The organism is Rathayibacter sp. RFBD1 (genome assembly GCF_002932915.1).
In the GTDB taxonomy this organism is placed as follows: Bacteria; Actinomycetota; Actinomycetes; order Actinomycetales; family Microbacteriaceae; genus Rathayibacter.
The window spans coordinates 200,437-212,693 of the sequence record NZ_PSWQ01000025.1; the positions used below are offsets into that span (position 1 = coordinate 200,437).

The following is a 12,257-nucleotide window of genomic DNA, read 5'->3' on the forward strand; positions in this document are numbered from 1 at the left end:
GCCCCCGGCGCGCCGCACCCCTACGAGCAGCGCCCGGAGCGTCGCAGGGCGTCGTTCTGCAAGGCGGAGGAGGAAGCGATACCGGCGGTATCGCGCCCGACGACAACGCCGCAGAACGTCGCCCTGCGGCGCTCCGGGTCAGTTGGACTCTTGGCGGCCGAGGCGCCAGTACCCCATGAACGCCACGCGCTTCCGGTCGAGTCCGAGCTCGGTGACGAGGCAGCGGCGGATCAGCTTCACGGCGCCGGCTTCTCCGGCGATCCAGGCGTAGAGGCCGGGGTCGGTGCTCTCGTCGGGGACCTCCCAGAGCATCTCGTGGTCGACGTCGATGTCGCTGACGTCGACGCCGCGGTGGTGGGCGGTGAGGAAGCGGGTGGCCCAGGCGCGGACCGCGTCGCCGAGGGCCGCTCCGGGGGCTGCCGCGTCGGCGCGGACGATCCAGGTGACGTGGACGCCGGCGGGGTGGCGGAGCGGGAGGCGGTCGTGGGCGGTGGGGACCTCGAGGAACGCGGCTCCGGTGGCGTCGTCGTGGAGGCTCTCGAGGATCGCGGCGATGGCGGGGACGGCCGTCTCGTCGCCGGCGAGGAGGAGGGAGGTGGCGGCGCCGGGGTGGAACTCGACTCCGCCGCCGGGGAGGTCGGAGCGCGTGTCGGGCGCGATGATGACGATCTGGTCACCGGCGCGGGCGCTCTCAACCCAGGCGGAGGCCGGTCCGGTGTCGCCGTGGGCGGCGAAGTCGATGTCGACCTCGGCGTCCTCGGGGCGGACGGCGCGGATGGTGTAGGTGCGGAGCGGGTTCCGGAGCTCGTCGGGGAGCTGTCGCCAGCGGCCGTACCAGTCGGGGTCGAGTCCGTCGGGTCCGTCGGGGTCCGAGACGGAGGCGAGGAAGGCGGGGGCGTCGGAGGCGGCGGTGGGGACGACGAGCTTGATGCGCTGGTCGGGGCCGGTGCAGCCGACGTGGTCGAGGCCGGTGCCGGTGAGGGTCACGCGGATGAAGTGCGGGGCGATCCGGGTCGCTGCGGCGACGGTCGCGAGGTACGGCCGGTAGGCCGGTCGGGCGGGGGCGGCGGTCGTCGGAGGCATCGCCTCAGTCTCGCACAGAAGGTAAGCCTTGCCTAACACTCAGCCGGGACGCCCGGCGGACGGTCAGCGCGCGGCGTGCTCGGCGGAGGTGCGCAGGCGCGCCTCGACGTCGGCGGCGAGCTCGGCGACGACGGGGCCGGCCCCGCCGATCCAGGCGCAGAAGTCGTGGCGGTCGTCGGCCCACGGGTAGTCGCCGTCGACGACCGACATCTCGCCGACCCAGGCCCGGACCGCGCGGTCGAGTGCGACTCCGCGGGAGCATCGCTCACCGGTGCCGGGGGCGCCCGAGCGCTCGGAGCGGCCGAGCCAGGTGACGCAGACCCGTCCGGGGGCGGCGAGCGGCGGCAGTCCGCGCGCGTCGTCGACCTCGACGAAGACCTGGCCGCGGGCGTTCGCGGGGAGGGCGTCGAGGATGCTCTGGATCCACGGCACGACGGTCTCGTCGCCCGCGATCAGGAACTGCTTCACGTCGACCGGCGCGGAGCCGTCGCGGTCCTCGAACATGCACATCGTGTTCGAGTATAGGCAAGGCTTACCTCAGTGACCAGAGCCGGACCCTGACCATCCGCCGTGCGGCCGCGCCCGGACCCGTCACCACTGCAGCCTCCCCCGTCACCACTGCGGCGGGTGCCGCCTCTGCCAGCGCGCCCGCCGCTCGAGCTGCGCGCCGATCGCCAGCAGCGTCGCCTCGCCGCCGGGTCGCCCGATCAGCTGGACTCCCATCGGCAGGCCCTCCTCCGTGGTGCTCAGCGGAAGGGTGATCGCGGGGAGGCCGCTCACGTTCACGAAGGACGTGTACGGCGTGTAGAGGCACTGCTGCTCGAAATTGCGCTCGGGATCCTCGAGGTCGTACCAGCCGACGGGACGCGGCGTCATCGCCAGCGACGGCGTCAGGACCGCGTCGACGCCGGAGAACGCCGCGATCACCGCGCGCTCGTAGCCCGAGAGCCAGGACGCCGCCTCGACGATCTCGCGGGCGGAGCGCCGGCGTCCCTCCTCCACCAGCCAGCGGGTCAGCGGCTCCAGCAGATCGAGGTCCGCGCCCTCGACGGGCAGGGTCGCGGCGCCGCTCTGCCACAGCGTCCGGAACGCGGCGGGGTACGGGGCGCTCGGGGGCAGCGACGCCTCCTCGAGCCCGTGGCCGAGGGCGGCCAGCGCGGCGATCCCCTCGTCCAGCGCGGCGCGCGCCTCCGGAGCGAGAGCGATCTCGTACTCCTCGTCCCAGGGCGAGTCCGTCAGCACGCCGATCTGGAAGCGCCCCTCTCCGCGCACCGCGGCGCCGAGGAACGAGCCGTCGCCGTCACCGGGCGCGCCGAGCGACCAGCGCTGCGGAAGGCGGCCGTTCGTCCGCTCCAGCATGCCCTCGAGCAGGAGGCCCGCGTCGGCGACCGAGCGGGTGATCGGCCCGGCGACCGTCAGGCCGCCGACCCCGCCGATGCCGGAGAGCGCGGCGACGCGTCCGCGGGAGGGCTTCAGTCCCACCAGGCCGCAGGCCGCGGCGGGGATGCGGATGGACCCGCCGCCGTCCGAGGCGGGGGCGAACGGCAGCAGTCCCGCGGCGACGGCGACCGCCGCTCCTCCGCTGGATCCGCCGGCCCCGAGGCGGGTGTCCCAGGGCGTGACGGCGGGCGGGCCGATGCGCGTCTCGGTGTAGGAGGGCATCCCGAACTCGGGCGCCGCGGTCTTGCCGAGGCTGACCGCTCCCGCCGCGTCGAGCACCTCGACGATCTCGTCGGAGGCGGTGGGCACGTGGTGCTCGCGCAGCCGGGATCCGAATGCGGTCCGCACGCCCGCGCGCCGCCAGAGGTCCTTGTCGCCGCTCGGCAGGCCCCAGAGCGGAGCGGTTCCGGGCCCGGTGCCGAGCGCTGATGCCCGCTCCCGCGCCCGATCGGCGGTCACCGTGGCGAAGGCGCCCAGCTCCCCGTTCCAGCGCTCGATCCGGGCGAGGTAGTGATCGGCGAGCTCGAGAGGCGTGACCTCTCCGCGCTGCAGCCAGTCCCACTGCTCCTGGGCGCTGAGGTGGTGGAGTTCGAACATGGAACGACCCTATTCCGCCGCTCCGGGGAGCCGGCGGAACAGGGTCGTGGGGGTCAGGCCGCGCGGCGGCCGCTCTCGCTCGCCTCGTCGATGCCCTTCCGGGCGCCGTCGGGCACCACGGTGTCGCGGTCGATGCGGGCGCCGGTCGCGATCACGGCCGAGCGTCCGATGCGGGAGTAGCTCCCGATCCGCGCCCCCGGTCCGATGATCGCCTCGGGCCCGACGTGCACGTTCGCGCCGATGAAGGCGCTGTGCCCGATCATGGCGTCGCGGTCGACCCAGCTGCCCGCGCCGATCCAGGCGCGCTCGCCCACGGTCGCGCCGGGCTCCACGTAGGCGCCGGTCTCCACGTACGCGGTCGCCGAGACGCGCGATCCGGGAGCGACCATGCCGCGTCCGTTCGCGTGGCGGCGGTAGACGATCTCGTCGTCACTGCCGCGCGCCCCTCGACCCTTGTTCATCCCTGTTCCTGCCATCTGCCTCTGGCTCCTCCGAGCTGTCCGGTGGGCGGGGCGGCGGGCGGAGCGGAGAGCGGGCGGCGGAGCGGACCCGCGCGGGCGTCCCCGGAGCGTCACTCCACCGCGTCGGCGACCGCGGTCACGACCACACGGAACCGGTCCGGCGCCTCGCGGATCCGTCGCCGGAGGAGGACCCCGGCGAGCGCCGACGAGGCGGGTGCGGCGACCAGCTCGCACTCGACCCGGGCCCCCTCCTCGTCCGCCAGGACCCGCCACTGCTCGACGCCGAGCACGGGGAGCCGGCGCTCGAGCCCGCTCCCCCGCCGCTCGTACGCGCCGTCGGCGGCGAGGACGTCCGCGAGGGCGGCGAGCACCGGGGCGGGGTCGGCGTGGAGGACGGAGGCGAGGGCGAGGATGCTGCGCACGGCGGCAGTCTCGCACGCCCCCGCGTCAGGAGCGGGCGTCGAGGACGCGCCGGAGCCAGTCGAACGACGCCTTGGGCACGCGGTCCCGGCTGCGCGTGTCGACGGCCACGAGCCCGTGCGGGCGGCTGTAGCCGTGCTGCCACTCGAACGCGTCGACCAGGGTCCAGAGCTGCACGGCCTCCACCGGCAGTCCGTCGTGGACGGCCTCGGCGAGAGCGGCCAGGTGCGCCCCGAGCCAGCGGATCCGCTCCGTGTCGACGACCGCACCCTCGCGATCGGGCTCGTCGGGGTAGCTCGCGCCGAGCGCGGTCACCACCAGCGGCGGCAGGGCGTCGCCGTAGCGCTCCATGAGGGACCGCAGCACCGAGACCACCGCCCAGGGTGCGACCGGCGACCCGTCGCCCGTGCGGTCCAGCTCCGGCCAGGGCGCCGTGTGGAAGGGGAGCGCGGGAGGAGCGCCCACCCCGGTCGGCAGCGCCGGGTCGCGGCCCGACACGATCCGCAGCGGCGGCAGCGGCGCGACCGCGTAGAAGTCGAGCGGAGCCGAGATGCGCGCGAGGTCGACCGGATCCGCCTGCGCGAGGGCGCCGAGGAACGGCGGCAGCTCCTCCGGTCCGACCGGGTAGGACCCGGTCAGCACGGCGTCGGCCACCAGGCGGTTCCGCAGGATGTCCGCCAGGGAGGCGAAGGCGCGGTCCCGGTCGTCGTCGGAGGCGGGCTCGACCGGCGCGAGCGCGTCGACGAGGCCGATCCTCCCGGTCACCTCCGCCGCTCGCAGCGCCTCCAGCGCCACGCCGTGCCCGAGGAGCTGGTGGTGCAGCGCCGGCAGGGCGCTGAACAGCCGGCCGGCGCCCGGCGCCTGCCGCGCGAGCGCGTAGCCCTCGAGCATCACCGTCGACGGCTGGTCGAGGGTGATCCAGTCGGCGACCCGGTCGCCGAACCGCCCGCCGAGCTCGAAGGCGAGATCGCCGAAGCGGAACGCGGTGTCGCGGTTCATCCAGCCGCCGCTGAGCGCCGACGGGGTGTCGCGGTGGTGCAGGGTCAGCGCGACCCGGATCCCCGTCTCGGCGAGCCCGTCGAGCAGGCGATCGTAGAAGCCGAGCCCTCCGCGGTCGATCGGCCCGCGTCCGTCGGGCTGCAGCCGGGGCCAGGAGACCGATAGCCGGAGCTCGTCGACGCCGAGATCGACCAGCAGCGCGAGGTCCTCGCGCCAGCGCAGGAGGAAGTCCGTCGCGATCTCGGGAGTGGCCTCCTCGGCGATCGTCCCCCGTCGCAGCGCGAAGTCGTCCCACACCGACCGGCCCCGGCCGCCCGTCTCGAGGGAGCCCTCCGTCTGGAAGGCGCTCTGCGCCAGTCCGATGCGCAGCCCCGGCGGCAGGAGTGCGCCCAGCTCGCGCGGATCGTCGAAGCGCGCGGCCTCGACGCGCACCTCCCGCCGATCGCGCCCGCGGGCCTCGTCTTCGCGCATTCCACTGTCCTCCGGATCTGATCGACGGGTATATTCTCGCGGAAGCGCTCTCCCGGATCTCCCCGACTCCCCCGACCGGCTGAGACGCCTCCTCCGGATGGTGTACATCCGGGAACAGTGGTGCGGCGCGCTTGACAGCTCCCCCCTGCCCCCGTGCAATGGACGCATCGTGAAATCGGGCGTCGACGTGGCAGTACCGGGGGGTTCACCGGTCGTGCCGGTGCCCCGACTCCGCCGATCCCCGCGGCGCACGGCCGCCCTGCTGCTGGTGCTCCTCGCGGCCGTCGCCTCCGTCTCCGGCCTGGCCGCGCCGGCCGCGCAGGCCGCCGCTCTCGCGATCACCGCTCCCGCCTCCGGCGCGGTCCTCAGCACGGGAGCGACGACGGTCACCGGCACGGCGACGGCCGGGGACCAGGTGCAGATCGGGCTCCGCGGCGGCGGCGACCCCCTCTGCATCACCACCGCGGGCCCCGACGGCGGCTGGAGCTGCGCCGTCTCCCTCGACGACGGGCCGGCGACCCTGGTCGCGGTGGAGCTCCTCGCCGGCGGCGGGACCACCTCGGCCGCCGTCCCGATCGCCGTCCTCAGCGCCCCCGTCATCGAGTCGGTCGACGGCTCGGCGACCTCCGCGGGCTCGGTCCGCGGCACGGCCTACCCCGGCGCGAGCGTCGCCGCGGTCTCGAACGGCGGCGCCGCGTGCCTGGCCACCGCCGACTCCGGCGGCGCGTGGTTCTGCCAGCTCGCCCCCACTCCGGCGCCGGGCAGCTACCGCGTCACCGCGACGCAGACCGCCTCCTTCGCCGGCAGCGCCGCCTCGCCGGCCAGCGCGCCGGTGACCCTCGTGGTCGACACCGCTGCTCCTGCCGCCCCCGCCCTCACCTCGCCGTCGGACGGGACCGCCCTGCCGCTCAGCGGCGCGTCCTACTCCGGGACGGGCGTGGACGGCACCCGCGCCTACGTGTACGTCGACCGGGTCAACACCTGCGACGCGGCGGTCAGCGGAGGCGCCTGGAGCTGCACCGGCGGCACGATCACGGCGGGCGCGCACAGGGTCTCCGCCATCGCCGGGGACAGCGCCGGCAACTACAGTCCGCCGAGCCCCTGGATCGACGTGACCTTCGCGGCGGCGACGACCGCTCCCACCGGCACGCCCAGCGCGACGACGCCGGCCGCCCCCGGAGCCGCGCCCACCGCGCCCGGGGCCGCCGCGTCTCCCGCTCCGAGCAGTGCGGCGCCGACTGCGTCCCCGTCGCCCGTCCGCCCCGGGGAGACCGCGCCCGCGCCCGAGGACGAGCCGACCGCCGAGCCCACCGCAGCGCCGGTCCCGGCTCCCGACCTGGACGGCGGTGACGTGCCGCCGCAGCCCGCCCCCGACGCCGGATCCGAGCCGGGCGGCTGGAGCGCGGCGACCGGGATGACCACCGCGCTGTCCGCCGGATCGCCCGTCGTCTCGATGGCCGACTGGATGCGCTCCCTCGCCCTCGCTCTGCTCTCGCTCGCCCTGGTCGTCGTGCCGGCCCGCCTCGCCGCGGCCGGGCGCGCGCCCCGCGCCGAGCGCAGCTGGCACCTCACGGGCCGGAACCGCGCCGCCGTCGAGTACGACGACAAGCCGGACACCGGTCCCGCCTCGCCGCGCCTGATGGTCGTCGGGATGATCGGCTGCGCAGCCGGCCTCGTCCTGCTCTCGGGACGCGTCGACGGCCAGCCCGCCTACCTGCGCCTGCTGATCGCCGTCATCGTGGCCGTCGCCGTGGTCAACGCGGTCGCCGCCGCCGTCCCCGCGCTGGTCGGCCGGCGGATCGGCGTCAGCGGGATCGGCGTCGTCGCCGCTCCGCGCGCGCTGCTCCTGGTCGCGGCGGCCGCTCTCGTCTCGCGCTTCGCGGGACTGGACCCGGCGCTCCTCTTCGGCGTGGTGATCGGCCTCGTCCTCCCCGAGGGCGCGTCCGCCGTCGACCGCGCGAAGCTCTCCACCGTCCGCGTCGTCTCGCTGCTGGGTCTCGCCGGACTCGCCTGGGGCGCCTCCGCCGTGGTCCCGCCCGACGGCTCGTTCGGCTCCGTGCTCGCCGCGGAGGTGCTCAGCGCGACCACGCTGATCTCGGTCGGCTCGAGCGTGGTGCTGCTGTTCCCGGTCGGGCGCCCCGCCGGCCGCAGCATCCTGCGCTGGTCCCCGCTGCTCTGGCTCGGGCTCACGCTCCTCGCGACGACCGTGCTGTTCGTGCTGCTCACCCCGACCATCGCGTCCTGGTCGACCGACGGCGGAGCGGGTCCGGTGCTCTTCGCCGTCGTCGCCTTCAGCGCGGTGTGCACGTCGATCTGGGCCTGGCGGCGCTTCGTCGAGTCGGAGTAGCCGGCCTCGGCCGCCCGCTCAGCCGATCGAGACGGGCCGGTCGAGGTCGTCGCCCGGCAGCACGTCGGCCACGGCGCCGACGGTCAGCTCGCGCAGCGTCGCGATGCCGCCGTAGACGCCGAGGAACGCGGTGTCGGCCGCATCGCGTCCCGTCGCGATCCGCACGAGGCTCGACCGCGGCGCGAGCGTCGTCGCGTCGACCGCCCGCCACTCCCCCTCGATCCAGGCCTCGGCAACCGCGTGGAAGTCCATCGGCTGCAGTCCCGGCGCGTACACGGCCGCCAGTCGGGCGGGCACGTCCAGCGCCCGGAGGAGGGCGACGACGAGGTGCGCGAAGTCGCGGCAGACGCCGCGGCGGGCGAGCAGCGTCCGCTCGGCCCCGTCCGTCGGAAGGCTCGAGCCGGGGACGTACGCCAGCCGCGTGCCGACCCAGGAGCTCACCGCGTGCAGGAGGTCCGCCCCGGCCAGGCCGGCGAACTCGGCCCGGGCCGTCGCCCACAGCACGTCCGACTCGGCGTAGCGGCTCGGCCGCAGGTACCGCAGCCGGTCCACCTCGTCGCCCTCGAGCGGAGCGAGGCGTCCCAGGACGCGCGCGGAGTAGTCCACGACGAGGTGGCCGACCGGCGCGTCGAGCACGTGCAGCCGGGTGCCGTGCTGGTCGATCACCTCGCGAGCGGGGAGCGGGCGGCCGTCGACGGTGAGCGTCAGCGACTCCTCCGCCCCGTACGCGTCGGCCACCGCGATCGAGAGGACGAGGGCGGCCGGAGCCGCGACGTCGAGGGTCAGGTGGGCCGAGACGTCGCGCTGCATGGGGCTCTTCTCCGGGGCGTGGCGGGTGGGGGTCAGGCGCCCTGCTCGCCCTTCGGCGGCGGGGTGGGGGCGGCGTCCGGCTCCTGCACGAGCTGCAGCCCGCCGGACGAGTTCGCAGAGACGGTCAGCAGGTCGATCCAGGTGCGGTTGATCGAGGGGACCCGACCGCCGAAGTACTTGAAGTAGAGGGGCACGGAGGGGTCGAGCCAGATGCTCGAGCGGCCGTCGCCGACCGCGGGGTCGTCCCGCCAGGAGAAGAAGAAGCTCTCGCGGCGGCGCAGCTTGTTGGCGATGACGATCTGGACGTGCGTGAGCGTGCGGTCGTCGAACTCGATCTCGACTCCCGAGGCTCCGTAGAGCAGCTTCCCCATGGGGGCCTCCCGGCCGCCCGTCGCCGGGCGGTGCATGACGGTGCCCGCGGGCACGAGAAGCGGGACCGTTCCGGCGCCCGCCGTGGACCGGGCGGCTCGCATCCGGACGCGGGCGCCCGGGCGCGGAACCGCCCGGTGACGACTCTAGGCGAGGCGGCGCGGGCGCGCGGGATCCTCGTCCGATTCCCGAACACCGGGCTCCTCCGGCCGCACGGACGACCGGTCCGGAGGCGCGCCCGGCGCCCTGCCGGATCCGGGCGGGACGCGCCGGGGCGCTGCCGCGCGCATGTCGGAGGTCGGACGTACGGTACCCGCATGATCGAATGCGCACTCTGCGGAACCGACGCCGTCGTCCTCGACCGCTCCGGCGGCCGCGACACCGAGGAGGAGCTCGTCGTGCTCTGCGCCGACTGCACCCCGGGCGAGATCACCCAGGCCCTCGAGGCCGGGCTGCTCGAGCCCGCTCGACGCAGCGCGCACGCCCGCGCCGCCTAGAGAGCGGCACGTCGGACGGAGTGCCCCCACTGGGACTCGAACCCAGACTGAGACGATTTTAAGTCGTCTGCCTCTGCCGATTGGGCTATGGGGGCGACCACCGGGAGGAGCGACCCTCCCGGCGGCGGTGTCAGGACTTGGCGGGCTCGCCGCCGACCGGGACCGGAGCACCGGCCTGGCCGGGGATCTGCGCCGGGGCCTGCGCGGCCGGAGCCTCGGCGGCCGGGGCCGCCGGACGCGGACGCGACGCGTAGGTCTCGAAGGAGCCGCGGGGGTACTCGCGGGCCTCGATCGAGGCGATGTCGCGGCCGAGCCAGAGGTTGTTCCACCAGCCCCAGACCACGCGGAACTTGCGCTCCCACGAGGGCATGGCGAGACCGTGGTAGCCGCGGTGCATCACCCAGGCGGGGAAGCCCTTCACGGCGATCTTGCCGGACTGGAACACGCCGATGCCGATGCCCAGGCCCGCGACCGCGCCGAGGTTCTTGTGCACGTAGTCGACCGGCTCCTCGCCGCGGAGCACCGCGGTGATGTTCTTGGCCATGAGCTTGCCCTGGCGGACGGCGTGCTGGGCGTTCGGCACGCAGAAGCCGCCGACGCCGCCGCCGGTGAGGTCGGGGACGGCCGTCGCGTCGCCGGCCCCCCAGGCGCCCTCGACGAGCACGTCGTCGTGGCCGACGCGGAGGTCGGCGCGCACGCGCAGGCGGCCGCGCTCCTCGATGGGCAGGTCGGAGTTCTTGATCGACGGGTTCGCCATGACGCCCGCGGTCCAGATGATGAGGTCCGACTCGAAGCTCTCGCCCGTCGACAGCTGGATGACGCCGTTCTCGGCCGACTTGAGCTGCGTGTCGAGGTGCACGGTGGCGCCGCGCTGGTCGAGGTTCTTCAGCACCCAGTGGCTCGTCTCGAGGGCGACCTCGGGCATGATCCGGCCCATCGCCTCGATGAGGTGGAACTGCGTCTCCTCGAAGTCGATCTCGGGGTAGCGCTTGAGCAGCGCGCTCGCGAAGGAGCGCAGCTCGGCGAAGACCTCGATGCCCGCGAACCCGCCGCCGACGACCGTGACGGTCAGCAGGCGCGAGCGCTCGGGGCCGGCGGGGAGCGACGCGGCCTTGTCGAAGTTCGTGAGCATGCGGTCGCGGATCGCGGTCGCCTCCTCGATCGTCTTCAGGCCGATCGCGTTGTCGGCGACGCCCGGGATCGGGAAGGTGCGCGAGACGGAGCCGGCGGTGACGACGATCTGGTCGTACTCGAACTCGTAGGGCTCGCCCACGGTCGGGGTGATCGTCGCGGTGCGGTTCGCGTGGTCGATCTTCGTCACCTTGGCGGCGAGGATCGCGGTCTTCTTGAGGTGGCGGCGGAGCGAGACGATCGCGTGGCGCGGCTCGATCGACCCCGCGGCGACCTCGGGGAGGAAGGGCAGGTACGCCATGTAGGGCAGCGGGTCGACGATCGTGACCTCTGCCTCGTGCGGGCGGAGCTGCTTCTCGAGCTTCCACGCGGTGTAGAAGCCGGCGTAGCCGCCTCCGACGATCAGGATTCTGGGCACGGTTGACTCTCCAAGAGGGATGGACAATGCGAACACCCTCACGCAATGCGAAGTGCCCGCTCTCGATGCGGTGGGCAGCACTGACCCCGACTGGGAATCAGCTTAGCGAAGAGCGCGCCGGTGGTGGCGCCTCCGTGGCTCCGGTAGGAGCGGCTACGCGTCGAGCGGCCTGCAGGCGCAGCGCTCGGGAGACCAGTCGGCGCGGGCCAGGGCCAGATCGCCGATCGGATTGACGCCGGGGCCCGCCGCGAGGGCGTGCGCGGCGAGGGCGTGGAGGCACTTCACCCGCGAGGGCATGCCCCCGGAGGAGATGCCCGCGATCTCGGGGACGGAGCCGACGCTCTCGCGGTCGGCCAGGAACGCCCGGTGCGCAGCGGCGTACGCCTCGCGCAGCTCCTCGTCCTCGGCGAGCATCGCGTTGTACTCGACCATGACCTGGGTGGCCTCGAGCTGCGAGATCGCGGCCGTCGCGGCGGGGTGGGTCAGGTAGTAGAAGGTGGGGAACGGCGTGCCGTCGGACAGGCGGGGGCTCGTGGAGACCACCGTCGGGTCGCCGCAGACGCAGCGTGCGCTGATCCCGACGACGTCCCGGGCGGGACGGCCCAGCTGGGCGGAGACGACCGCGATGTCGCGCTCGGACGGCGGATCGAAGGGGGGCGTGGTCACGGGGGCTCCAGAGGACGGACGGCCGGGAGGACGCTCCAGTGTACGCGGGGCCGGGCGGGAGCGACGGGGTCGGGCGGGAGCTACGGAGTCGGTGTCAGCTCGTCGGCGGTCGGCTCGCCGAGGCCCGAGACCGCGATCGAGGACAGCAGGGAGCCGGCCCAGTCGCTCGGGGTCTCCTGCACCGTGTCGCTCGCGGGCTGCTGCGCCTGCTGGGCGAGCGTCACGTCGTCGAGCACGAGGTAGCTCACCTCGCCGGGCATCACGAAGTACAGCCGCTCGCGGGCCTGCGCACGGATGAACGCCGGGTCGGACCAGCGGGTGCGCTGCTCGTCGAGGTTCTGCGCCTGGGTCTTGGCCGCGTCGACCGAGCGCTGCAGCTCGGCGATCTCGGCGCGCTGCTCGACGAAGTTCTTGATGCTCGGGGCGAGCACGACCACCGCCAGGATCATGATCCCCATCACCAGCAGCGTGAAGCCCGAGCCGCGGACGCCTGCGATCCACGCGGACGAGGGCGGGGCGGGCGGCTGCTTCGGGCGGGGGGTGCGCGG

13 protein-coding genes and 1 tRNA gene are annotated in these 12,257 nt (G+C 74.7%); 2 read left to right on the top strand and 12 right to left on the bottom strand.

The genetic code is table 11. The features are described 5' to 3' along the window. Positions 1-138: 138 nt before the first annotated feature. From C5D50_RS14885 to C5D50_RS14910, 6 genes are all read right to left on the bottom strand, one after another. Complete coding sequence (locus tag C5D50_RS14885) at positions 139-1,083, bottom strand: siderophore-interacting protein (protein ID WP_104289026.1); 945 nt, start codon at positions 1,081-1,083, stop codon at positions 139-141. Positions 1,084-1,146: 63 nt separating this feature from the next. Further along, positions 1,147-1,593, bottom strand: a complete 447-nt coding sequence (locus C5D50_RS14890; RefSeq protein WP_104283849.1) for an SIP domain-containing protein — start codon at positions 1,591-1,593, stop codon at positions 1,147-1,149. A gap of 102 nt (positions 1,594-1,695) precedes the next feature. Continuing rightward, positions 1,696-3,120, bottom strand: coding sequence for an amidase (locus tag C5D50_RS14895; protein WP_104250108.1), 1,425 nt, complete (start codon positions 3,118-3,120; stop codon positions 1,696-1,698). Positions 3,121-3,173: 53 nt separating this feature from the next. Then, on the bottom strand, positions 3,174-3,581 hold the full coding sequence (locus C5D50_RS14900) for a transferase (RefSeq protein ID WP_104334124.1): 408 nt from the start codon (positions 3,579-3,581) through the stop codon (positions 3,174-3,176). Positions 3,582-3,691: 110 nt separating this feature from the next. Next, positions 3,692-4,003: a hypothetical protein gene (locus tag C5D50_RS14905; protein ID WP_104283850.1), complete on the bottom strand. Its 312-nt coding sequence runs from the start codon at positions 4,001-4,003 to the stop codon at positions 3,692-3,694. 25 nt (positions 4,004-4,028) lie between these two features. Continuing rightward, positions 4,029-5,471 carry a glycoside hydrolase family 1 protein gene (locus tag C5D50_RS14910; RefSeq protein ID WP_181137356.1) on the bottom strand — a complete coding sequence of 481 codons (1,443 nt, stop codon included), beginning with the start codon at positions 5,469-5,471 and terminating at the stop codon, positions 4,029-4,031. A gap of 220 nt (positions 5,472-5,691) precedes the next feature. Here C5D50_RS14910 and C5D50_RS16385 point away from each other — a divergent pair, with 220 nt between their 5' ends. Then, complete coding sequence (locus C5D50_RS16385) at positions 5,692-7,818, top strand: hypothetical protein (protein ID WP_181137357.1); 2,127 nt, start codon at positions 5,692-5,694, stop codon at positions 7,816-7,818. 18 nt (positions 7,819-7,836) lie between these two features. Here C5D50_RS16385 and C5D50_RS14915 read toward each other — a convergent pair whose 3' ends face one another. Both C5D50_RS14915 and C5D50_RS14920 read right to left on the bottom strand, forming a co-directional pair. Then, complete coding sequence (locus C5D50_RS14915; RefSeq protein ID WP_104283852.1) at positions 7,837-8,628, bottom strand: transglutaminase family protein; 792 nt, start codon at positions 8,626-8,628, stop codon at positions 7,837-7,839. 32 nt (positions 8,629-8,660) lie between these two features. Further along, positions 8,661-8,999, bottom strand: coding sequence for an ATP-dependent DNA ligase (locus C5D50_RS14920; protein ID WP_068211888.1), 339 nt, complete (start codon positions 8,997-8,999; stop codon positions 8,661-8,663). A gap of 315 nt (positions 9,000-9,314) precedes the next feature. On the opposite strand from C5D50_RS14920, the gene C5D50_RS14925 reads away from it, so the two are divergent. Next, the gene (locus tag C5D50_RS14925) at positions 9,315-9,494 is read left to right on the top strand and encodes a hypothetical protein (RefSeq protein ID WP_104225020.1); all 180 of its coding nucleotides are present in this window, start codon (positions 9,315-9,317) and stop codon (positions 9,492-9,494) included. A 21-nt stretch (positions 9,495-9,515) separates the two neighbouring features. Here the strand turns inward: C5D50_RS14925 and C5D50_RS14930 are convergent. From C5D50_RS14930 to C5D50_RS14945, 4 genes are all read right to left on the bottom strand, one after another. After that, positions 9,516-9,589 (bottom strand) — tRNA-Leu (locus C5D50_RS14930). 35 nt (positions 9,590-9,624) lie between these two features. Beyond that, on the bottom strand, positions 9,625-11,043 hold the full coding sequence (locus tag C5D50_RS14935) for an NAD(P)/FAD-dependent oxidoreductase (RefSeq protein WP_104225019.1): 1,419 nt from the start codon (positions 11,041-11,043) through the stop codon (positions 9,625-9,627). 153 nt (positions 11,044-11,196) lie between these two features. Then, positions 11,197-11,709 (bottom strand): DUF501 domain-containing protein, encoded by a 513-nt coding sequence (locus C5D50_RS14940; protein WP_104227430.1) that lies wholly within the window; start codon positions 11,707-11,709, stop codon positions 11,197-11,199. An 80-nt stretch (positions 11,710-11,789) separates the two neighbouring features. Beyond that, on the bottom strand, positions 11,790-12,257 hold a 468-nt coding region (locus C5D50_RS14945), incomplete at its 5' end, for a septum formation initiator family protein (RefSeq protein ID WP_104289027.1).

Coding starts and splice junctions, on each gene's coding strand:
- C5D50_RS14895 (WP_104250108.1), bottom strand. CDS start 3,120: ATGTTCGAACTCCACCACCTCAGCGCCCAGGAGCAGTGGGACTGGCTG.
- C5D50_RS14890 (WP_104283849.1), bottom strand. CDS start 1,593: ATGTGCATGTTCGAGGACCGCGACGGCTCCGCGCCGGTCGACGTGAAG.
- C5D50_RS14915 (WP_104283852.1), bottom strand. CDS start 8,628: ATGCAGCGCGACGTCTCGGCCCACCTGACCCTCGACGTCGCGGCTCCG.
- C5D50_RS14920 (WP_068211888.1), bottom strand. CDS start 8,999: ATGGGGAAGCTGCTCTACGGAGCCTCGGGAGTCGAGATCGAGTTCGAC.
- C5D50_RS14885 (WP_104289026.1), bottom strand. CDS start 1,083: ATGCCTCCGACGACCGCCGCCCCCGCCCGACCGGCCTACCGGCCGTAC.
- C5D50_RS14925 (WP_104225020.1), top strand. CDS start 9,315: ATGATCGAATGCGCACTCTGCGGAACCGACGCCGTCGTCCTCGACCGC.
- C5D50_RS14900 (WP_104334124.1), bottom strand. CDS start 3,581: ATGAACAAGGGTCGAGGGGCGCGCGGCAGTGACGACGAGATCGTCTAC.
- C5D50_RS14910 (WP_181137356.1), bottom strand. CDS start 5,471: ATGCGCGAAGACGAGGCCCGCGGGCGCGATCGGCGGGAGGTGCGCGTC.